The sequence below is a fragment of the Ensifer sp. 22521 genome, assembly GCF_052044795.1.
Classification (GTDB): Bacteria; Pseudomonadota; Alphaproteobacteria; order Rhizobiales; family Rhizobiaceae; genus Ensifer.
Genome location: NZ_JBQENM010000006.1, coordinates 221697 through 242601, shown reverse-complemented (window position 1 = coordinate 242601; position 20905 = coordinate 221697). Strand labels below are relative to the sequence as shown.

The following is a 20905-nucleotide window of genomic DNA, read 5'->3' as shown; positions in this document are numbered from 1 at the left end:
CATGACCCCGGCGACCCCTTCGCCCATCAAGATTGCCCGTCGTGGGCTGATGCTCGTCATTTCCTCGCCGTCCGGTGCTGGAAAATCGACGATCGCGCGCAACCTCCTGGAAGCTGATCCGGAGATGAGCATTTCCGTCAGCGTGACGACGCGCCAGCGCCGCCCGAGCGAAATCGACGGACGGCATTATCATTTCAAGACGATCCGTGAATTCGAGGCGCTCAGGGCAACCGACTCGCTGCTCGAATGGGCCGAGGTGCACGGCAACTTCTACGGAACGCCGCGCGACGCCGTCGAAGCGGCGATGGCCGCCGGCCGCGACATGCTCTTCGACATCGATTGGCAGGGCGCTCAGCAGCTTCAGGAAAAGATGGCCGGCGACGTCGTGTCGATCTTCATTCTGCCGCCGTCGATGGCCGAGCTGCAGTCACGCCTGCATCGCCGGGCGGAGGACAGCGAAGAGGTGATTGCCACGCGGCTTGCCAATTCGCGCGCCGAGATCGAGCACTGGCGGGAATACGACTACATCGTCCTCAACGACGACCTCGACCGCGCGTTTTCTGCGGTGCGGGCGATTGTCGAGGCGGAGCGTCTGCGCCGCGACCGGCGCCCGGGTCTGTTTGACTTCGTCAACGGGCTCCTGACGGAGAACCCGTTCTGACAACTGCAAAAGTATGGCTCCTTCGGGAGCCATTTTCGAATCGCGCCATATCTCGCCCGACTGGCGGCTGACCGGTCGCGATTGGTCTCTCGCTTAGAGGCAGTTTGCCAACCGGCAGAACTCTTCCACCGAAAGCGTCTCGGCCCGTCGCTGCGGGTCGATATCGACCTTTGCCAACAGGGCCTCGCCGCCAAGCGGCTTCAGGCTTTGCCGCAACATTTTGCGGCGTTGGCCGAAGGCAGCGTGCGTTACCTTCTCCAGAGATGAAACGGAGCAGGGGATCGGATTTTCCACGGGCTCCAGATGGACCACCGATGACGTCACCTTGGGTGGCGGCGTGAAAGCTTGCGGCGGCACGTCGAAGGCCATCCGTGCCTCTGTACGCCAGCCGCAGAGCACACCGAGGCGCCCGTAGTGATCGTCATCCGCCTCGGCGACGATCCTGAGGCCCACTTCACGCTGGAACATCAGCGTCAGCGATTGCCAGAAAGGCGGCCAGCGTTCGGGCAGCAGCCAGTTGACCAGCAATTGCGTGCCGACATTGTAAGGCAGGTTGGCGATGATCTTGACCGGCCCGCCGTCGGCAAGCGTCTCGAACCGCGTCTTCAGGGCGTCGCCTTCGATCACCTGCAACCGGCCGGGATAATGCGCGCCGATTTCGGCAAGCGCCGGCAGGCAGCGGGAGTCGCGTTCGATCGCGATGACCTTCTTGGCGCCGAGAGCCAGGATGGCGCGCGTCAGGCCACCGGGACCAGGGCCGACCTCGATGACCGTCACGCCTTCGAGCGAACCGGCAGTCCGCGCGATCTTCTGTGTCAGGTTGAGGTCGAGCAGGAAATTCTGGCCGAGCGCCTTCTTGGCGTCGAGGCCGTGGCGCTGGATCACGTCGCGCAAGGGGGGGAGACCGTCGAGCGCGGCCATCAGCGGGTATCTCCTGGCATATTGGCCGCGAGCGTTGCGGCAAGGTCGAGCGCAGCTCTCAAGCTGTCGTCGCGGGCAACGCCCTTGCCGGCCAGACTGAAGGCAGTACCGTGGTCGGGCGATGTGCGGATGAAGGGAAGGCCGAGCGTGACGTTGACGCTGTCGTCGAAGCCGAGCGCCTTTGCCGGGATCAGCGCCTGATCGTGGTACATGCAGATCGCAACGTCGTAGGTCGCGCGCGCCCGATCGTGGAACATGGTATCCGCGGGCAGCGGCCCCACGGCATCGATGCCTTCAGCGCGCAGCCGGTCGATGACGGGGCGGATGATCGCGTCATCCTCAAGGCCGAGCGCGCCGTTTTCGCCGGCGTGTGGATTCAGTCCGGCGATCGCGAGGCGCGGGCGCTCAAGCCCGAAGCGGTTGCGCAGATCCGCCGCCGTTATCACGCAGGTGCGATAGATGAGATCCGGCGTCAGCTGGTGCGGCACATCCTTCAGCGGGATGTGGATCGTGACGGGGACGGCGCGCAGCTTCGGCCCGGCAAGCATCATGACAGGCAGAACAGGTTGCCCCGTTGCTTTCTCGGCGAGATCCGCCAGGTACTCGGTATGGCCCGGAAAGCGGAAGCCGGCATCGTAAAGGACTGCCTTGGCGATCGGGTTGGTCACGACCGCGGAGGCTTCGCCGGCGGTCACGAGCCGTACTGCCGTGTCGATCGCGCCGATGACGGCGCTGGCATTGGCAGTGTCGGGATCGCCTGCAGTGACCGGGTGAGGGCAGGCAAGCGGCAGCACCGGCAGCGCCGCATCGAACGCGGACATGGCGCCCGCACAATCCGTCTCCCGAAGGGGAACCAAATAGCCAAGCGTCGCCGCACGCGCGGCAAGCACCGAAGGATCCCCGATGAACAGGAAGGGTGCCGTCGCGTGTTCGCGGCGGCCAAGCCAAGCCGAAAGGCTGATGTCCGGCCCGATACCGGCCGGGTCGCCCATGGTCAGGGCGAGTGGTCCGCCGGTTGGTTCGCGCATGTTGCCGTTGTGCTTACTTGTTGACGATCTGCGCTTTCTTGCGCAGTTCCTCGAGGTATTTTTCGCTGTTCGGATCTTCCCCGCCGGCCTTCTTCTTGCCGATGTCCTCGGCACGGAAGACGATTTCTGCGGCCGTGTCGTCGTTGACTTCACGCTTCTTGCAGATTGCCAGGTACTCGACGCCCTTTTCGGTCACGCGGGTTCCGGTCGTGCCGTTCTCCCCGGCCTTCTCGACCAACGGCTTCCACTCGTCCGGCAGCTGCTGGGCAAGCATCCGGCCGAGACTGCGGATCGAAACGTCGCGATAGTTGGCGGCAAAGGTCTTCGACGTCTCGCAGCCCGGGAACTGTGAACGGGAGGCGTTCGCCTCGGCCTGCCGCTTTGCCGTGATGGCGCCGCGCTTCTTCTCGGGAATGACGAAGATCACCTGCTGCAGGAAGTATTCGGTGGTCACCGGCTTGTTGCCGCCGCCTTCCATCATCCGTTTGACGAGATCGGCGCCCTGGAGGCGGCTCGAATTGCCATAGCGGAAGTTGACCGCGCGGGGCCAGCTCATCTGTACGGCGATGAATTGCTTGAAGTGATCGGCGCCGACACCGGCCTGGTCGAGGATCTTGCCGAGCTGTTCCGCCGAAAGCTTGTTGCCCGCAGCAAAACGGGCATAGGCGGCATCGACGTCCTGCGTGCTGACGGATTGTCCGATGCGAACGATTTCGGCGCGCTTCAGGACCTCGTCCACCAGTTGCTTCTTCGCTTCCTCGGGGCCGCCCTTCTGGCGCTGAAGACGCAGGAATGCAACCCGCTTGGCAATATCGCCCGAGGTGATCACGGTGTTGTTGACCGTTACCTTGACCTGGCTTGCAGCCTGCGCACCGGCACATGCCGCGATGCTCAGGGCTCCGGCCACAGCCAATACCGAAAGCGTCCTCAAGATCGACATTTTCCCGCCCATTACCTTTTCCTGTTTGCCGGACGATCACCGCCGTCGGGCCTTGTCCGCCTACCGGCTTTGCGCCGTTGCCTTATCTTGTCGGAGGAAATGCATAATACATGCGGCCAAACGATGACAAGACCGTTTGAGCAGCCCAAAATTGCGCGAGGGGGCGAACTTCGCGTTCCGCCCCCTCGTTTCAATGATCTTAATAGTAATCCAGCTCTTCGAACTTGGTGTCGCCGACATTCACGTCACCGAGCGTACGGAAGCTGATTCTGGCGCCGATCGACCAATCGTTCGCCAGCGTGCTGCCGGTATCGCGTTCCTGCTTGTAGACAAGCGAGAACAGGGTGTCCTGATCGTCGTAGGTGATGCCGAAGCCGTTGCGCGTGATGACGTCCTGGTTGATGTCGTAAGTGATGGCACCAAAGACCGACCAGTAGTCATGGAACTTGTAGGCGGCCGCCGTCTGGATTTCGTCCTGGTTCACCTGCGAGCCATAAAGCGGCTGCGCTTCGATGCGTGTATAGGTCATCGCCGCCTGCCACGTCGTGCCGAGATACCCGACGGTCGCATCGGCACGGCGCAGTGCCAGATCCTTTTCGTCGAGGCGGCCCGAGAGGCTCGCCATCAGGCCGGACGGTGCGTCGATGCCGAACATCGCGACATAGTCCGAGCGCTTGGTTTCCAGACCGGAATTCGCGCCGGCCTTCACCAGGTCGTCGGTTGCGAAGGAGTTCAGGCCTCCGAGATGGAAGGATTGGCCGACGATGCTGCGCAGGCCGTAGCCACTGTCGAAGGTACCGGTATAGCGGAAGCCGACGTTGGCGCGCGTACCACCTTCGACCCGGTCGAAGCCAGAGAACTTGTCGCGGTCGAAAAGGTTGGTCGCATCGAACACAAAGCTCTGGGCGTCTTCGTTCGGCAGGCCACCGGCGTCCTGTTCGTCAGGGCGTGCGTAGAGCTGAGCGATCGGCTCAAGCACATGGCTGCTGTTTTCGCCGACGAACAGGATCGGGTAACGGGCTTCGAGACCGGCGGTCAACATGTGCCGCGTCGCCGCGTCGCTGGTGTCGTAGTCGCCGGTGTAGAGCGGTCCCGGCGCGTCCATGTTGAGGCCGAGGGCATCGCCGCGCGCCGCAAGGAGCGGCGTGACGACGAGACCGCCGGGAGCGATGAACATGCGCTTCCATTCAAGCTCGCCGGTCAGGCGGTGGGTCGTGCCCTCAAGGCCTCGGAAACGATTGACGACACCGGGGACGGTTTCGAGGTCCAGCCGGTTTCGTTTGACGTTCGTGAAGTTGACGGTTGCCGAAAGCTCGCCGCCCAGCACGGGCTTTGGCGCCTTGTAGGAGTAGTCAAGGACCTGCGTAACGGGTTGCTGGTTTTCATTGATGCTATTCGGGTCCGCGTCCTGAATGTCGAAGTAGAAGGCGCGCAGATCGAAGAAGTTTCGCTTGCCGAGGCCAGTCAGATAGGCCTGGTTGACATAGGTCGTGTTATCGAAGTTCGACAGTTCGTAGGTCTTGGCGAAGTTGGCATCCGACTGGACGAGGACGTTCCAGCCGAACGTCCAGCGCGGGTTGATCTCGAATTCAGCCCTCGACGCGATCATGCCGCGATTGGTCTTCATCGCGTCGACCGTGCCCGGCGTGAACTTGCTCTTGTCGAGCTGGCTGATGCCGGCAACGTTCAGCGTATGGAAGCCGTTGTGGAACCGCTGACGGAACTCGCCCTCCAGCAGGAAGCCTTGCCGGGTCAGGCCCGTCACGGTTGCCGTTGCATCCATATAGGGCGAGATCGCCCAATAGTAGGGGACGCCGACGCCGACGCCGAGCTTCTGGGCCGAGCGGAACGTCGGGAACAGGAAGCCGCTCTTACGCTTGACCGTATGGTCGGGCAGCTCCATGACCGGAATATAGGCGATCGGCTTGCCGAAGAGTTCGAAGCGGGCATTCTCGAGGCGAATCGTCCGCGTGCGACCGTTCTGAACGACGCGTTGCGCCTTGATATGCCACAGCGAGCGATGCTCCGGCTTGGTCGAGCAGGGCGTGCAGGCCGTGTAGACGGCCTCATTCAGGATGAACTCTTCACCGTTCCGGCGCTCGCCGCTCGTTGCGGCAAGACGGGTCAGATCGGTGGTTTCGATTCGCATCTGCTCAAGGAAACCGTCGCCGAAATCGTCGGTGACGTCCATCTTGTCGGCGTAGACGACATTGCCGCCCGGCTCGACGAACTGGACTTCCCCGGATGCATAGATGCGGCCATTCTTCTGGTCGTATTCGACCTGACGGGCCACCATCTTATAGCCGCCGTAGTCGATCTGCACGTTGCCGCGCACGATCACCTTCTCGGCGTCCTTGTTGTAGACGAGCTCATTGGCGGACAGAAGCAGCTTGACGTCTTCTGGCATGTTCGGCCGCAGCGAATCGAGGCGGTCCGAAGTCTGCTGCGCCATCGCAGGCGCACTCATTCCCATGGCAAGTGTCTGCAGCGCCACGCCTGCAAGCAGGGTAGCGTTGATCAGCGTCATGCGTTTGCGGTTCACTACCGCCACTAGCCATCCTCCTGATTTAAAAGAATCGTCGAGCCCAGCGCCATCGCTACAACAACTGGCAACCAGGCTGCAACGAAAGGAGGCACAATGCCGCTGCTCCCGAATGCTTTGACAAGCACGGTGACGACATAAAGCACGAAGCCTGAAAGGATGCCACCGAGAATTACGGAGCTAGATTGGTTGAACCGGCTAAACTTGAGCGACACGCAGGCGGCTATCAGCGTCATGGCGACGAGAAGGAGCGGCAGCGAGAGCATCGAGTGAAATTGGGTTTCCATGCCATTGGTTGAAAAACCGAAGGAGCGAGCCACCTCGATCTTTGCCGGAAGGTCAAAAAACTGAATGGAATCAGCCTTTGCAAGACGTTCCTGAACAAACTCGGCTTTCAGATTGGTGCTGAGTTGTGCTGTTTTCAAACGCCGCGGCAGCTGCCCGTTGCGCGTTTCAGTTACTTCGTTAAGAAGCCAGTAACCATCTTCGAGTTTCGCGGACGTCGCATCCTGTCTCAGAATGATCGTTCCCTGTGGATCGAAGTGGATAACGGTGACGTTGAGGAGCGTCGTGCCATTGTCCTGGACCGAGCGCGCGCCGATGATTGTATCGGTACCGTTGTAGATCTGTCGCAGCCACGGAATCGATCCGGAATCCGAGGATCGCGAGGCGCCCCATTCCGCCAGCAATGCCTCCCCACGCTTCGTTCCCCAGGCCGCCAGTGGGTTGAGCGCAACGACAGCGAGCACGCCGAAGAGGAAGGCGCCAAGGACGAAGGGGCGCAGGAACTGCCAGACGGAAATACCGGCGGCGCGGGTCACGACCAGTTCGTAGCGCCGGTTGAGGGAGATCAGCGCGGCCATTGCCGAAAACAGTGCCACAAACGGAATCGTCTGCTGCAGGATCAGCGGGATGCGGAGGGCGGTCATCAGCAGAGCGCCGGTGATCGAATAGTGCGGCAGGTTCGCCAGGCGGCTCGCCTGCTCGCTGAAGTCGATGATGAAGATCAGCGAGAAGATACCGACGAGGAACCAGAAAGTGGTGATCACATAGCGGATGAAGAAATAGCGTCCGAGCGTGCCCATCATGACGGCTGCCCTCCCTCGGCGTCACGCCGCACCAGGCGCAGGCGAACCAGGAGATCCTGCAGCTTTTCCTGCCCGGTCATCGGGATATCCAGACGTTTGTTGCTCACCAGCTGGTGAATGCAGAGCCCGCCGGCTGCGAGCGGCACGATATACATCAGCGGCACGAACCAGATGGAATCCTCGGCGCTGTTGCCGGCATAGAAGGTCATCCAGCGGATGAGCAGCGCCGTTCCGAGCGCGCTCACCATTGGATGGACGCGTGCTTCCCGATGAGAGCGCGCATCGCTGCTGAATACCAGTGCGATCAGGCCGAAGAGCAGCGGAAAGGTCCACTCCGTCAGGCGGCGGTTGATCTCGGCTGTGAAGGCAAGCGGATTGTTCTTGTAGACCTGATCGTCCGGATCGGGATTGAGAAGCCCGGCCAGGTCGCGGTCCTTCGCCCGGATCGTCGCCTCGCGCGTGGTCTTGGTCATGTCGGCGAGGTCGAAGGCATAGGAATCGAACTTGATGATCGAGACGCTGCCGTCGGGCAGTTTGCGTTGCACCTCGCCGTCCTTCATCACCAGCGCGGAGCTCTTTTCATCCACCGCGCCTTCGCGGGCGTAATAGACGAGCTCGAAGGCGGGATTGCGCGAATCGGCAACGAAGATGCCCTGCAACACGCCGCCGCTGCGCCGCGCTCCGACCTGAACGTAGAGCCCGTCGGCAACCTTGCGGAACGAATTCTCCTGAACGACCGACGACAGAAGGTCGGCGTTGGCCGTCGCCAGCATCTTGCGTACCGAAACGCGCGAATAGGGCTCGACGAAGTTGTCGACCGCGAAGGACAGGACGCTCAGGGCCGCCGCCAGATAGATGACCGGCCGGATGATGGCCATGCGCGAACTGCCAGCGGCGTTGAGCACGGTCAGTTCCGAATCGGTGTTCATCGTGGTCAGGGTCTGGGTGACGCCGATGACCAGTGCGAAGGGCAGGATGATCGGGATGACCGAAGGCAGGATGAGGGTTGCCAGTTTGGCGAAGGCCAGAACCGACTGGCCGCTGTCGGTGACCAGGTTGACGTTGGCAAGCGCCTGCGTTGTCCACACAATGCCGAGCAATGGCAGGAGTGTCGCGAGGAACATGACCAAGGCACGCCGGAAGATGTAGCGTTCGATCAGCTTCATGCCCGTGTCCGGTCCAAAATCCTGCTCATGTTTCTGTCCGGCGGCGGCGTCGGACCGGGCATTGCCCGGGTCCAAACCGAAGCCCGGTTCTTACCCGCTATTTCGTGTCGCTCAAACTGTGAAGCAACAGGGATAATTTAAGGCGAAGAACCTCGGTTAACCGCATGTAAACATCCAGGGGCATCTTGCCAAGCGGTTGAAAAGCGAGAAGGGTGCCGGCCACAGCTTTGACGGTGGCGAATGTTGCGAATATTTTCCACTGTAACCGCCCGGTAACAGGGCGGATCGCCATAAGCCTCGCCGTGTCATCCAGATGCGTCGCGGCCAGATCACCTTGCCCTGGCGCCCGGCTCTCGGAAGCTACTTTCGATTCTCCGGCTGCGCACCGAAACAGGAAATATCCCGGAGTTTTTCAATGCCGATGAAGTTCGAGTTCACCTTTGCCAAGTCCCACCGGCCGAGCGGCGGCGTTGCCGTGCTCCTCAAGACGTCGGGTGGCGGAGCCGCGGCCGGCGCGGATGTCGCCGATCCGGAAGACGTCGTGACAAAGGCAGCCAAGGTGAAGAAGTTCACCGGCAAGGTGTTCTCCAGCCTCGATATCGTTGCGCCGCATGGCTCGCCGGCTGACCGAATCATTGTGTTTGGGCTCGGAGAGGCGGATGCGCTTTCGGATCACGATTGGCTGAAGGCCGGCGGCGCCGTTGCGGCGAAACTCGGCTCAGTCGACAAGGTGACCGTATTCGTCGATGCGCCTGGGGTCGACGTGACCGGCAGGGCGGCCGCAGATTTCGCGCTCGGCATGGAGATGAACGCCTATAGCTTCGACGGCTACAAGACCAAGAAGGCCGATGACGACGCCAAGTCCTCCGGCAAGCCGACCAAGGTCACGATCGTCACCGGTACCGTCGTTGCCGCGAAGAAGGCTTTCGGCACAGCAGAGGCAGTGGCCGAAGGCGTGTTCCTGGCGCGCGACCTGGTGAACGAGCCGGCGAACGTACTGGGGCCGGTCGAGTTTGCCGCCAAGGCGAAGGAACTGGAGAAGCTCGGCGTCGAGGTCGAGATCCTCACGGAAAAGGAAATGAAAAAGCTCGGCATGGGCGCGCTGCTCGGCGTCGCCCAGGGGTCTACCCGACCGCCGCGCCTCGTGATCATGCAGTGGAAGGGCGGCAAGGCCAAGGAACGGCCGCTCGCGTTTGTCGGCAAGGGCGTCGTCTTCGACAGCGGCGGCATCTCGATCAAGCCGGCCGCCGGCATGGAGGAAATGAAGGGCGACATGGGCGGTGCGGCCGCCGTCACCGGCCTCATGCATGTGCTGGCCGCGCGTGAAGCGAAGGTCAACGCCATCGGCATCATCGGCCTTGTGGAAAACATGCCCGACGGCAGCGCCCAGCGCCCCGGCGACATCGTAACCTCGATGTCCGGCCAGACGATCGAAGTGATCAACACGGACGCCGAAGGCCGTCTCGTGCTCTGCGATGCGCTCTGGTATTGCAACGACCGCTTCAAGCCGCAGGCAATCATCGACCTTGCGACGCTGACCGGCGCCATCATGGTTGCGCTTGCGACCCATCACGCCGGCCTGTTCTCCAACGACGACCGTCTGGCCGGGCAGCTCCTTGCCGCCGGCATGGCGACGCAGGAACGCCTGTGGCGCATGCCGCTCGGCAAGGAATACGACAAGATGATCGACAGCAAGTTCGCCGACATGAAGAACACCGGCGGCCGTCACGGCGGTGCGGTGACGGCGGCGCAATTCCTGAAGCGTTTCGTCAAGGACACGCCCTGGGCGCATCTCGATATCGCCGGCACCGCCATGGGCGCGCCGACGGATGAGGTTAACCAGTCCTGGGGCTCTGGCTTCGGCGTACGGCTGCTCGACGAGCTGGTGCGGGCGAGCTACGAGTCCTGACCCGCCGTGCTGGACGTGACGAAAGGCGGGAAGCAATCGGCATGACCGAAATCCTGTTCTATCACCTGACGGAATCGAAGCTCGAAGACGCGCTGCCGCCGTTGCTCGACAAGAGTGTCGAGCGCGGCTGGCGGGTGGCCGTGCAGACGATCGACGCCGAGCGGCGCGACGCGCTGGACACGCATCTCTGGGTCTATCGCGACGAGAGCTTCCTGCCGCATGGCACGGATGTCGGCGATTTCGCTGCCGACCAGCCGGTGTTGCTGGTGGCCGACGAAGGCAATGCGAATGCGGCGACGGTGCGTTTCGTCATCGATGGCGCCAGCCCGCCCGATGTTTCGACCTATGAGCGCATCGTGTTCATGTTCGACGGCTACGATCAGAATCAGCTTGAAGGCGCGCGCGCCCATTGGAAGCGGCTGAAGGGGGAGGGGCATAACCTCACCTACTGGCAGCAGAACCGCGACGGCCGGTGGGAAAAGAAGGCCTGAGTTTACAGCGCATTGCGACGAACAAAGCCCGCGGCCGATACCGCGGGCTTTGCGTTTCTGCCTGTCTGGAAAATCAGTCGTGGAACGCTTCGACGAACTTGCGCTTGCCGAGCATGAAGGCGTCGGCGACGTGACGCAGCGGCGCGAGATCGACGTCCGACCGTCCGGCTTTGACGATCTCGGCGAAACGCCGATAGAGCATTGGGTATTCCTGTTCCGGCTCCTGATGCACGAGCTTGCCGTCGACGGCGAGCTTGGCGCCGCCTTCGGACAGCACCATCTCGCCCGCCGCCGTCCGGGCGACGATATCCCAGCTTTGCTTGCCGGTCTGGCGCCAGTCGAATTCGGCGGAAACCGGCAGTTTCTTCCCATCCGTGAAGGTGATGGTGGCAGCAATCGGCGCGTCGCGATTCTCGGGGAATTCGAGCACGGCCGAGGTCACGAACAGCGGGCGCGGCAGAATGTGGGTGACGATGGAAAGCGCGTTGATGCCGGGATCGAAGACGCCGAGGCCACCCGCCGCCCAGATCCATTCCTGGTTCGGGTGCCAGTGGCGCACGTCTTCCTTCCAGATGACCTGGACATCATTGATCGTCGTTGCCGCCAGGAAGGATTTTGCCGCTTCCACGGCCGGCGCGTAGCGGGAGTGCCAGCTCGCAAACAGCGACAGCCTCTTCGATGCCGCCAGCGCCTCGAGGTCTGCGACCTCGCTGAGGGTGGCGCCCGGAGGCTTTTCCAGGAACACATGCTTGCCGGCGTCGAGTGCTGCGCGGGCGGCCTCGTAGCGATACTGCGGCGGCATGCAGAGCGATACGGCCTCGATCGCAGGCACGGCTTCGAGCATCGCCTCGATCGATTTGAAGTTGTCTATCCCGTCGACCGTGCCATGCCGGCTTGCGGCGGCGATCAGGTGATAGTCGCTGTTCTTGGCGATCGCCGGCAGGTGCTGGTCGCGAACGATTTTGCCGACGCCGACAACGGCAATTTTGATGGGGGCCATGGTGTTCCGCTCGATTTGTATGACTTATTGTCGGCTCTTGTAGCAGATTGCGCAGGGCGGACAAGCGCCGCCGGTCCGTCGCCAGCATATGCCATCAATGTCGGGGAAATCGACAGATTATCATTCCCTCTGAACGCCACCGCGCTAGCTCTACCACCGGACGTGCCGTTTCGTCCCGTCAACGGGCTGACGATAGGGCGATCTGACCGCCCAAGAGGAGTGAACCATGCAGCAGCAAATCCGTCGGGCCAGCCGCGCTGAACTCGACGTCATGATCGAGTGGGCGGCCGAGGAGGGGTGGAATCCCGGGCTCGGTGATGTCGGCCCCTTCTGGGCGGCCGATCCGGACGGCTACTGGATAGCCGATGGAGAGGACGGGCCGGTCGGCGCCATCTCGCTGGTGCGATACAACGAAAGCTACGCCTTTCTCGGCTTCTACATCACGCGACCGGAACACCGCGGCAAGGGGATCGGTCGGCAACTGTGGCAACAGGCGATGGCCGTCGCCGGGAACCGCATCGTCGGCCTCGACGGCGTGGTCGCGCAGCAAGAGAATTATCGGCGGTCCGGCTTCACCTATGCCCATGCGAACATCCGCTACGGCGGAGTCATCGATGTCATCGAGCCGCCCGGCGCCGATCTCCTGGAGGTCGCGCCGATCCATATGTCGCTCCTCACCGAGTATGACCGCCGCTTCGTCCCGGCGCGTCGCGAGGCGTTCCTTCGCGAATGGCTGAAGTCGAGCGATGGACGGCGCAGTATCCTGCTGCTGCGCGACGGCGCGGTGGCGGCCTATGGAACGATCCGGGCTTGCCGAAACGGGTTCAAGATTGGACCGCTCTTCTCCGACACCGAGACCGGCGCCGATCTGGTCTTTCGCAAGCTCGCCGCCGGTGTCAATGGCAGCGAAATTTACCTCGACATCCCCGAACCGAACGCCTCGGCCAAGGCGCTTTGCGATCGCTACAATCTGCGGCCGGTGTTCGAGACGGCGCGCATGTATCGCGGGCCCGACCCCGGGCTGCCGTTGGCACGGATCTACGGCATCACCACGTTCGAACTGGGCTGACCGGTCGGGCAGGCTTCTGTCAGCCGGCCATTGCCTCTTCATACTCGGCGGAAAGCTCAAGCCATTGCTCTTCGGCGTGAGCGAGTTTCACTGCCGCGTCGGAGCGTTCCTTGGCCTTCTGGGCGGCTTTCGCAGGCGACTTTTCGTAGAGCACCGGATTGGCCAGTTCCACATCAAGTGCCTGAATCAGTTTCTCCAGTTTTCCGGTCAAGGATTCGATTTCATTGATCTTCTTGCGGAGCGGCGCCAGCGAAGCGCGCTTGTCGGCATTGACCTTGCGCTGGTCCGCCTTCGAGAGGCTGTCATCGGCTCCGTTCGGCTTGGCCTTGTCGTCCTTGGGCTTGGGTCCGCCGACGATCAGGCTGCGATAATCCTCGAGGTCGCCGTCGTAGCTCGTCACCGTTCCGTCGCGCACCAGCCACAGCCGGTCGGCCGTTGCCTCGATCAGATGGCGATCGTGCGAGATCAGGATGACAGCGCCGGAATAGTCGTTGAGGGCGGTGATCAGCGCGTTGCGGCTGTCGATGTCGAGGTGGTTGGTCGGCTCGTCGAGGATCAGGAGGTTCGGTGCGTCGAAGGCGGCAAGGCCCATCAGCAGCCGTGCTTTCTCGCCACCCGAGAGATCCTTGGCAGGCGTTTCCATTTTTTCCGTCGCCAGCCCCATCTGCGCTACGCGCGAACGCACCTTGGCTTCGGGGGCGTCCGGCATGCGCCGGCGCACATGCTCGACGGCGCTCTGCGTGGGGATGAGGTCGTCGAGCTGGTGCTGGGCGAAGAAACCGACCTTGAGGTTCGGCGCGATCTTCAGTTCGCCCGCCTCCGGCGCCAGTCGGCCGGAGATGAATTTGGCGAAGGTCGACTTGCCGTTGCCGTTCGAACCGAGCAGCGCGATGCGGTCGTCGGTATCGATCCTGAGGTTCAGCCGCTTGAGGATCGGCTTGCTGGGCTCGTAGCCAACGGTACCGCCGGTGACGGCAATGATCGGCGAGGCGGCTTCCTTCTCCGGGTCCGGGAAGGAGAAGCCCTGGACGTGATCCTCGATCACCGCCGCAATCGTGCCCATGCGCTCAAGTGCCTTCACGCGGCTTTGCGCCTGGCGGGCCTTGGTGGCCTTGGCCTTGAAGCGGTCGATGAAGCTCTGCAGGTGCTTGCGCGCCGCATCGTTCTTGGCTTTCGCCTTCATCTGCAGCTCGTCGGCCTCGGCCTTCTGCCGCTCGAACTGGTCATAGGGTCCGCGATAGAAGGTAAGCTTCTTCTGGTCGAGATGCACGATGGCGTTGACCGCAGTGTTCAGCAGATCGCGGTCGTGGCTGATGATGATGACCGTGTGCGGATAGCGGCGAATGTAGTCCTCAAGCCAGAGCGTGCCTTCGAGGTCGAGATAGTTGGTCGGCTCGTCGAGCAGCAACAGGTCCGGCTCGGAGAAGAGCACGCCGGCGAGCGCGACGCGCATGCGCCAGCCGCCGGAGAAGGAGGAGGCCGGGCGCAATTGCGCTTCGTGATCGAAGCCGAGGCCGGCGAGAATGCTCGCGGCCCGCGCTTCGGCCGAGTGGGCGCCGATATCGGCAAGCCGGGTCTGGATCTCGGCGATGCGGTGCGGATCGGTTGCGGTCTCGGCTTCGGCGATCAGGGCCGAGCGTTCCTTGTCGGCCTTCAGCACGATCTCGATCAGCGGTTCCTCGGTGCCGGGCGCTTCCTGGGCCACCTGACCGATGCGGGCGTTCTTCGGCAAGGAGACGCTGCCGGCCTCGGAGGCAAATTCACCGGTGATGATGCGAAACAGCGTCGACTTGCCGGCACCGTTGCGGCCCACGAGCCCGGCCTTCGTGCCCGCCGGAAGCGTCACGGATGCGTTTTCGATGAGGAGACGGCCCGCGATGCGGGCGGAAAGGCCGGAAATCTGGATCATTGCGGCCTTTTGCCCGGACTTGGCCGGGAAGGCAAGAGGCGCGGCCTCGACCGCATCCGCCTTGGCTACCCTCTTGTGACCGTTCGCGATTTCAAGGGGTCATTGTTATCGATTTTTGAACAAGGCGTTCCGACAATCGATACTACACATCCTCATCGTGAGGGACCATCTCAATAACGGAAGGGCGGGGAACGCTCTTCCTGACCGCCTCGATCGACTGAACGCCATCGGCAAGGGCCCCGCGTTTAGAGAGACGACCGATCCGGCCACGGACAATTTAGCTGAAACCTCGTTCATGTGAACGAGCCTCCCAGGAGTGAAGACCATGAAAACTGCAATCCAGACCGCTCTTTCCGCCGCTCTCGTTGCAACCGCTATCCTCGGTGGCGCCTCCGCTGCCTTCGCCGGCGGCAGCTACTACGAAGGCGTCAGCCCGACGCCGCTCTACACCGAGCGCACGCCTGCGGTGACGGGCAAGACCTCATTCACCATCGGCAATTCGGAAGCTGGCTATGTTGACAGCACCCGGACCGGCTCGGTCGTCAACTACGGCGTTGCGCCGAAGAGCGTGATCGGCGGCGAAGGTGAATACTATCAGGGTATTTCGCGCTAACCGCGACGAAGAAGGGGTGCGGGTTTCTCCCCGCACCCTCTTTCAAGGGATTTGATTGATCATTGCCATGATCCTATGAGGCGACCTCCCAAGCGCCCAGGAGGGGCATAGCCCCACCGTCTATCTCCACCAAGGAACCGATCTATGAAGAAGTCCATTGCCGCGATCCTCGTTGCGGCCGCCATGCTTGGCGGCGCGTCGGCCGCTGTGGCCGGCGGCAGCTACTATGAGGGTGTGAGCTCCACGCCGCTCTTCACCGGCCGCGCCGAAGCGTCCGCCGGCACCGGTGCCTCCGCGAGCACGACCAGCCGCGGCGACTATTATGCGGGCGTCGAAGACAGATCCGTCGATGCGACGGCAACCGGCGCGATCGCCGACAGCGGCGCCAAGGCTCTCGGCCAGGCCGACGAAAACAAGCAGTAAGTCACGCCAAACGGTTGACCGAACAACCCGGTCCCGCCACGCGGGGCCGGGTTGTTTCGTTTTGGCGTTGCCAAATGAGGTACATTGCCATGACAGAAAAAATCGAAGTCGCCGAGCGGCTCTTCGATCTCTATCAGTGCGTTCATCGCCTGGTGAACACATCGATGTCGGAGGAAGGCGTTTCGCTCGCGCGCAGCAAATTCCTGTTCTATCTCAGCACGCTGGGGCCCTGTCGCTGCGCGGATATCGCTTCAGCGCTCGGCTTTGCGGCGAGAACCGTCACCGAAGCGATCGACGGGTTGGAGCGGGACGGCATGGTCGTCCGCGAAGCGGACCCGGAGGATCGCCGCGCGAAGATCATTTCGATCACCGATCGCGGCCGGTTGGCACTGGAAGCGGCGCTACAGCCACGTCATCGCACGATCGACGAATTGTTCTCGGCGCTCGATGATTGCGAGCGCACCGAACTCTTTCGCCTGCTTGGCTGTCTCCGGGAGAAGGCGACGGAGATCGACGAAAACCGCCAGCCGGTCGCCGCCTGACGCGCGACACTCAGGCGGCGTTCTGACCGTAGGTCCTGCCGCGGTCGCGGCCGAGTGCCGCCGAATAAGAGAGGATGCCGGCGCCATCGCGCACGCCGGCCAGTGCCAGCTCGGCCTGGGTCAGGAGATCGGCGCTCGTCGATGCCGGCTGCGCTATGGTGATGCCGGCCGCAAGCGAGAGCGTCTCGGCGGTGTGCGCGCGCCCGGGAAGGGTGACCTTCAGTTCCTCCACGGATTGGCACAGGCGCCGAACAATGGCTTCGGCGTTTTCGACGCTGACGTCCCGGCAGACGAAGGCAAAGTCCTGCTGACCCACGCGGGCGACGAAGTCGTTCTTCTTGATCGACTTGCGAAACAGCGCCGACAGCTTGGTAAGCGCCTTGCTCGCAACCGTGCCGCCGTGGTGCTCGGCCATCTCGCGAAGCCCTTCGACAGAGACGAGAAGCATGGCAACCGGCTGGTCGGTTCGCTCCGTTTCGAGAATGGAGTCGAGCTTCGCGGTCAGCGCCAGACGGTTCGGCAAGCCGGTAGCGGGGTCGCGGGTGAGCGACCGGCGGCTTTCGGCGAGATCTCCCTCGAGTTCGGCCATGCGCTGCGCACTGGTTTCCAAGGCGTGCTGCAGAGCATTCTCTTCGTTCATCAAACGGCCTGCCGCTTCGCGCAGCCGCGCGGCGTCGTCCGCGAACTCCGACAGGCCGACGACAGGGTCAGCTGCCAACCGACCGGCGAAATGATCGAGTTCGGTCTTGAATGACTGCTTCTGCGCCAGCGCAAGCTTGAGCGTGCTGGCCATGTCGGCGAGGGCTTCCTGGGCTGCGGCTCTCGCCCGGTCCGCGGCGAGGGCCGCGTGGGAGACGAGGTGATGCTTGAGGCCCAAGGCGTCCAGCAAGTCCTGTTGCGGATTGTGCCCGAGCTCGGGAAGCTCCCGGGAAAGCTGGGGCAGGCGACCGGACAGCGCCTCGTAGAAAAGCTCGTAGTTGCGGGGCAGGGCAGCGACACCGTGCGCGGACATTGCGTGCGCCACCTTCAGAATGATCGCCGCCTGCCTCGCCTGCGATCGGCTGGCGTCCGCTGGAACTTGCCTGGTCATTCTGTCGTGTTCCTCAATGCCTGTCGGATGGTGATGTCCGGATCGATGCACTATGGAAGGCTGCATTTAAGGGAGTCTGAAGATTTCGGGCAGTCGCCTATTCCTGCCCGGTATGGTTGCTGAATTTCATCTGCCAGGCGGCGGCGCAACCGAGAATCGCATGCCAACTGACAGCCGTCAGCCCGGGCAATCTTTATACTTGACGCCTTTAGTCACCAATTATATTCGGCGCTGCTAAATCGGGCATGGGGGCCCGAGGCAAACAGCGACGGTCAAGGATGTCCCTCTCGTTCATTGCGGATCTGGCGAAATGGGGCGACCGGCCGGCGCTGGTCTTTTCCAGGCAGCGGGTCGTCACTTATCAGGAACTCGGCGAGCGGGTCGCGCGCCGGGCACTTGCTTTCCGAAGCCCACGCGGGCTGGTGGCGATCGAGGCCGAGCTTTCCGAACATGCGATCGTCGCTTATCTGGCAGCGCTGACAGCTGGCCATGCCGTGGCGATGCAAGCCCCGAAGAACGCGGCTGCCGGATCCTGGGTCGATGCCTTCGATCCCGATTATGCCTTTCGCCGGATCGACGGCCGCTGGCGCACGGAACAGCCGCTGCGGCAAAGTGACAGTGCGCCGCATTCCGAGCTGGCGGTGATGCTCTCGACATCGGGCAGCACCGGTTGCGGCAAGGCCGTCCGCTTGTCCCGGCAAAACATCTCCGCAAACGCCGCGTCCATCGCCGACTATCTCGGCCTGACGGCGGATGACCGCGGTTGCCTCATTCTGCCGCTCCATTATTCCTACGGCCTGTCGGTGCTGAATTCTCACCTGGCAGTCGGCGCCAGCCTCTATATTCCCGGTGGATCGATCCACGATACCGATTTTCTCGAAGGTCTCGCTGCAAGCGACAGTACCAACCTTGCGGGCGTGCCCTATTCCTACGAATTGTTGGAGAAGGTGGGCTTCCGCGATCGGCGGTTCCCGCGCTTGCGCTTCATGACCGTGGCGGGCGGTCGGTTGAGCCCGGACGTCATCCGTCTGTACAACGACCACCTAAAGGCCCAAGGCGCGGCCTTCTTCGCCATGTACGGCCAGACCGAGGCCACCGCGCGGATCGCCTATGTGCCGCCCGCCCTGCTTGCCGGCAACGAGGACAGGATCGGCGTCGCGATCCCCGGTGGGCGCCTTTTGATCGAGAACGAGAGCGGAGCGCCGATTGAAAACGACGGTGTGGCCGGCGAACTCGTCTATCGCGGCCCGAACGTCATGATGGGCTATGCCACGTCGCGTGACGATCTCTGCCGCGGCGCCGAACTCACCGAACTGCGCACCGGCGACCTCGCGATGCGCCATGCCGACGGCCTGTTCCAGATCGTCGGCCGCATGAAGCGGATTTCCAAGATCGCGGGCCTCAGGATCGCTCACGATGTGCTGGAAGCGGCGCTCGAAAGGCGCGGCATTACTGCTGCTGTCGTCGGTGACGATGCCGGCCTTCACGCCTTTTATGCCGGCAGCCGCGATGCGGAAGAGATCAGACGGTTCCTCGCACAGGCAAGCGGGCTGACGCTTTCGCATCTCAAGGCCACCCCCCTCGCCGAAATGCCGCGGCTTGCCAGCGGCAAGGTCGACTACAACGCGCTCAACATGGCAGCCCGCCAGGCAGCGGCGAACGTTGACGACGACAACGGCGGCATCGAAGAGCTTTTTGCGCAGGTCTTCTATCCGAAAAGGGTAAAGCGCTCCGACAGTTTTGTGTCGCTGGGCGGTGATTCCCTGCGCTTCGTTCAGCTCTCGATCGGTCTGGAAAAGGCGCTGGGACAGGTTCCCGACGCCTGGGAGACCTTGTCTATCGCCGAGTTATCGGCGGAGGAGCGTCGCGAGACCGCCACGCGGCGGATCGGGACGGATCTCGTGATCCGCGCACTGGCCATTCTGCTGGTCGTGCTGCACCACGAATTGCTTTGGCCCATCCCCGGCGGATCGGCAGCCATGGTCGTTCTCGCGGGCTTCAGCCTCGCCCGCTTCCAGATGGGCCCGCTTCTGGCGGGAGACGGCCTGGCCATCCTGCGCCCGCTCGCCCAGGTGCTCGTGCCATACTATCTGATCGTCGCCGCCTATGCGGTCGCCTGGGGCGAGGTGCCCTGGGCCTCGGTCTTCCTCGTCGGCAATTTCGGTGTGGCCCTGCCGGAGACGCACGGCATGGTGCCGTATCTCTACTGGTTCATCGAAGCCTATTGCCAGATGATGCTCGTCTTCGTCGGGCTCTTCGCCATCCCGCAATTCCGGCGGCTCGTGTCGGCAAGGCCTTTCGCCGCCGGTATGAGCCTGCTCCTGGCGGCGCTCGCCGCCCGGCTGGCGCTGCCGCTCCTGTGGCCGATCGGCAATCGCCAGATTTTTACCCTGCCGTGGATCTTCTATCTCGCGGTCATCGGCTGGTGCGCCGCTGTCGCAGAAACCGGCAAGCAGCGCCTGTTGCTGATGTTATCCGCCACGGGGGCGTTGCTGTTCTTCGGTCTATACGAGGGGGTGTGGATCGGGACGAAGGTCAAGTACCTCCTGCAGATCGCTGTCCTCGTGGCGCTGCTCTATTTTCCGCGCATCAATGTGCCGCGCTGGGCGGCACAGCTCATCCTGCCTCTATCGGCGGCGGGTTTCCACATCTACATCCTGCACCGCTTCGTGCCGGAGTTGCTGATGCTGCCGCTGCAGCCGGCGCTGCCGTCCGTGGTGTTTTCGGTCCTGTCGATCGTTGGCGGTGTCGCGCTCGGCCTGGTCGCCTGGCTCGGCCAGCGCCAGGTGCTCAAGAAGCTTGCGGAGTGGCGGGAGCGTGAGCTCCGACCACTGCGGTCGCTTGGGTTGGGCGCGCTCCGGTCTCCGTTACGCCCACTTTGACCCTTCGGTTCTCAGGAAATACGCGAGATCCAGCGCTATCGATGGGCGGCCGAGTGCGGTCAGCGTCGCATGCGCCTGGCCGCGATGATGGGTCTGATGGTTGAAAAAATGCCCGAGCGTCGGCGCCAGCTTCTGCGTGATGACCGTGGGGCTGGTGAGCGGCGTATAGGTGAGGTCGGCGCCGAGGCGTGCATCACTCAGGCCGTCGATCCAGGCAATGATGCGTTCGTCTTCGACAGTGCGGGCAGCGGCAAGCGCCGGCAGATCGTCATGGAGGATCGTGTCGAGCGCGGTGGGGGCGTCGCCCTCGTGCGTAAAGCGCTTCATCCAGACCCGATCGGCAACGAGGATATGGTTGAGGGTCGCCAGCAGCGAGCCGAAGAAGGCGCCGCGGCTTTCCCGCAATTCGGCATCGGTCAGTTCTGCCGCAGCGGCATAGATCAGGCGGTTCGCCCAGCGGTTATAGTCGGCGAACATGCGAAAGTGATCGAGCATCGGGTATCTCCTTTGAAGGGGCGGCGAAGCTAACTCGAAACCGCATTTCTGTGGCTGATATCACTCATGAAATTTACTGATTTGATGACGTGGCCGATTTGTCGTTCAACGGGACGCCAACCGACCGGGAGTTTAT

18 protein-coding genes are annotated in these 20905 nt (G+C 62.8%); 8 read left to right on the top strand and 10 right to left on the bottom strand.

The genetic code is table 11. The annotated features are described in order from the left end of the window. Window position 1: 1 nt before the first annotated feature. Entirely contained in the window at window positions 2-661 is a 660-nt protein-coding gene (gene gmk / locus ACTJKE_RS10950; protein WP_057252701.1) for a guanylate kinase, read from the top strand. Window positions 662-754: 93 nt separating this feature from the next. Here the strand turns inward: gmk and rsmA are convergent, their stop codons facing one another. The 6 genes from rsmA to lptF all read right to left on the bottom strand — a co-directional run bounded on the left by rsmA (window position 755) and on the right by lptF (window position 8346). Next, window positions 755-1582 (bottom strand): 16S rRNA (adenine(1518)-N(6)/adenine(1519)-N(6))-dimethyltransferase RsmA, encoded by an 828-nt coding sequence (gene rsmA / locus ACTJKE_RS10945; RefSeq protein WP_057252700.1) that lies wholly within the window; start codon window positions 1580-1582, stop codon window positions 755-757. Then, a complete protein-coding gene (pdxA, locus tag ACTJKE_RS10940; RefSeq protein ID WP_057252698.1) occupies window positions 1582-2610 on the bottom strand; it encodes a 4-hydroxythreonine-4-phosphate dehydrogenase PdxA in 1029 nt (342 codons plus the stop codon). Before pdxA ends, rsmA begins: the two co-directional genes overlap by 1 nt. Before the next feature lie 13 nt (window positions 2611-2623). Continuing rightward, entirely contained in the window at window positions 2624-3562 is a 939-nt protein-coding gene (locus ACTJKE_RS10935; RefSeq protein ID WP_057252696.1) for a peptidylprolyl isomerase, read from the bottom strand. A gap of 187 nt (window positions 3563-3749) precedes the next feature. Continuing rightward, window positions 3750-6101, bottom strand: a complete 2352-nt coding sequence (locus ACTJKE_RS10930) for an LPS-assembly protein LptD (RefSeq protein WP_112995442.1) — start codon at window positions 6099-6101, stop codon at window positions 3750-3752. Further along, window positions 6101-7180: an LPS export ABC transporter permease LptG gene (gene lptG, locus ACTJKE_RS10925; RefSeq protein WP_110878164.1), complete on the bottom strand. Its 1080-nt coding sequence runs from the start codon at window positions 7178-7180 to the stop codon at window positions 6101-6103. The genes ACTJKE_RS10930 and lptG overlap by 1 nt, the downstream gene beginning before the upstream one ends. Continuing rightward, window positions 7177-8346 (bottom strand): LPS export ABC transporter permease LptF, encoded by a 1170-nt coding sequence (gene lptF, locus ACTJKE_RS10920; protein WP_057252901.1) that lies wholly within the window; start codon window positions 8344-8346, stop codon window positions 7177-7179. Before lptF ends, lptG begins: the two co-directional genes overlap by 4 nt. 415 nt (window positions 8347-8761) lie before the next feature. Here lptF and ACTJKE_RS10915 point away from each other — a divergent pair, with 415 nt between their 5' ends. Together ACTJKE_RS10915 and ACTJKE_RS10910 are read left to right on the top strand one after the other, a co-directional pair. After that, a complete protein-coding gene (locus tag ACTJKE_RS10915) occupies window positions 8762-10255 on the top strand; it encodes a leucyl aminopeptidase (RefSeq protein WP_440635484.1) in 1494 nt (497 codons plus the stop codon). A 41-nt stretch (window positions 10256-10296) separates the two neighbouring features. Further along, on the top strand, window positions 10297-10746 hold the full coding sequence (locus ACTJKE_RS10910; protein WP_110878166.1) for a DNA polymerase III subunit chi: 450 nt from the start codon (window positions 10297-10299) through the stop codon (window positions 10744-10746). Between the two features lie 73 nt (window positions 10747-10819). Here ACTJKE_RS10910 and ACTJKE_RS10905 read toward each other — a convergent pair whose 3' ends face one another. Next, a complete protein-coding gene (locus ACTJKE_RS10905; protein ID WP_113132283.1) occupies window positions 10820-11746 on the bottom strand; it encodes a Gfo/Idh/MocA family protein in 927 nt (308 codons plus the stop codon). 226 nt (window positions 11747-11972) lie between these two features. On the opposite strand from ACTJKE_RS10905, the gene ACTJKE_RS10900 reads away from it, so the two are divergent. Next, window positions 11973-12815: a GNAT family N-acetyltransferase gene (locus tag ACTJKE_RS10900; RefSeq protein ID WP_058329415.1), complete on the top strand. Its 843-nt coding sequence runs from the start codon at window positions 11973-11975 to the stop codon at window positions 12813-12815. A 19-nt stretch (window positions 12816-12834) separates the two neighbouring features. On the opposite strand, the gene ACTJKE_RS10895 is transcribed toward ACTJKE_RS10900, so the two are convergent. Beyond that, on the bottom strand, window positions 12835-14724 hold the full coding sequence (locus tag ACTJKE_RS10895; RefSeq protein ID WP_057252683.1) for an ABC-F family ATP-binding cassette domain-containing protein: 1890 nt from the start codon (window positions 14722-14724) through the stop codon (window positions 12835-12837). Between the two features lie 325 nt (window positions 14725-15049). Here ACTJKE_RS10895 and ACTJKE_RS10890 point away from each other — a divergent pair, with 325 nt between their 5' ends. From ACTJKE_RS10890 to ACTJKE_RS10880, 3 genes are all read left to right on the top strand, one after another. Next, window positions 15050-15337, top strand: coding sequence for a hypothetical protein (locus tag ACTJKE_RS10890; protein WP_057252679.1), 288 nt, complete (start codon window positions 15050-15052; stop codon window positions 15335-15337). 144 nt (window positions 15338-15481) lie between these two features. Then, entirely contained in the window at window positions 15482-15760 is a 279-nt protein-coding gene (locus tag ACTJKE_RS10885) for a hypothetical protein (protein WP_112995445.1), read from the top strand. A gap of 89 nt (window positions 15761-15849) precedes the next feature. Further along, on the top strand, window positions 15850-16302 hold the full coding sequence (locus ACTJKE_RS10880) for a MarR family transcriptional regulator (protein WP_112995446.1): 453 nt from the start codon (window positions 15850-15852) through the stop codon (window positions 16300-16302). 10 nt (window positions 16303-16312) lie between these two features. Here the strand turns inward: ACTJKE_RS10880 and ACTJKE_RS10875 are convergent, their stop codons facing one another. Beyond that, a complete protein-coding gene (locus ACTJKE_RS10875; protein ID WP_440635483.1) occupies window positions 16313-17392 on the bottom strand; it encodes a GGDEF domain-containing protein in 1080 nt (359 codons plus the stop codon). Between the two features lie 245 nt (window positions 17393-17637). On the opposite strand from ACTJKE_RS10875, the gene ACTJKE_RS10870 reads away from it, so the two are divergent. Continuing rightward, a complete protein-coding gene (locus tag ACTJKE_RS10870; RefSeq protein ID WP_440635482.1) occupies window positions 17638-20274 on the top strand; it encodes a non-ribosomal peptide synthetase in 2637 nt (878 codons plus the stop codon). Here the strand turns inward: ACTJKE_RS10870 and ACTJKE_RS10865 are convergent. Next, a complete protein-coding gene (locus tag ACTJKE_RS10865; RefSeq protein ID WP_440635481.1) occupies window positions 20260-20769 on the bottom strand; it encodes a DinB family protein in 510 nt (169 codons plus the stop codon). The genes ACTJKE_RS10870 and ACTJKE_RS10865 overlap by 15 nt on opposite strands. Window positions 20770-20905 lie beyond the last annotated feature (136 nt).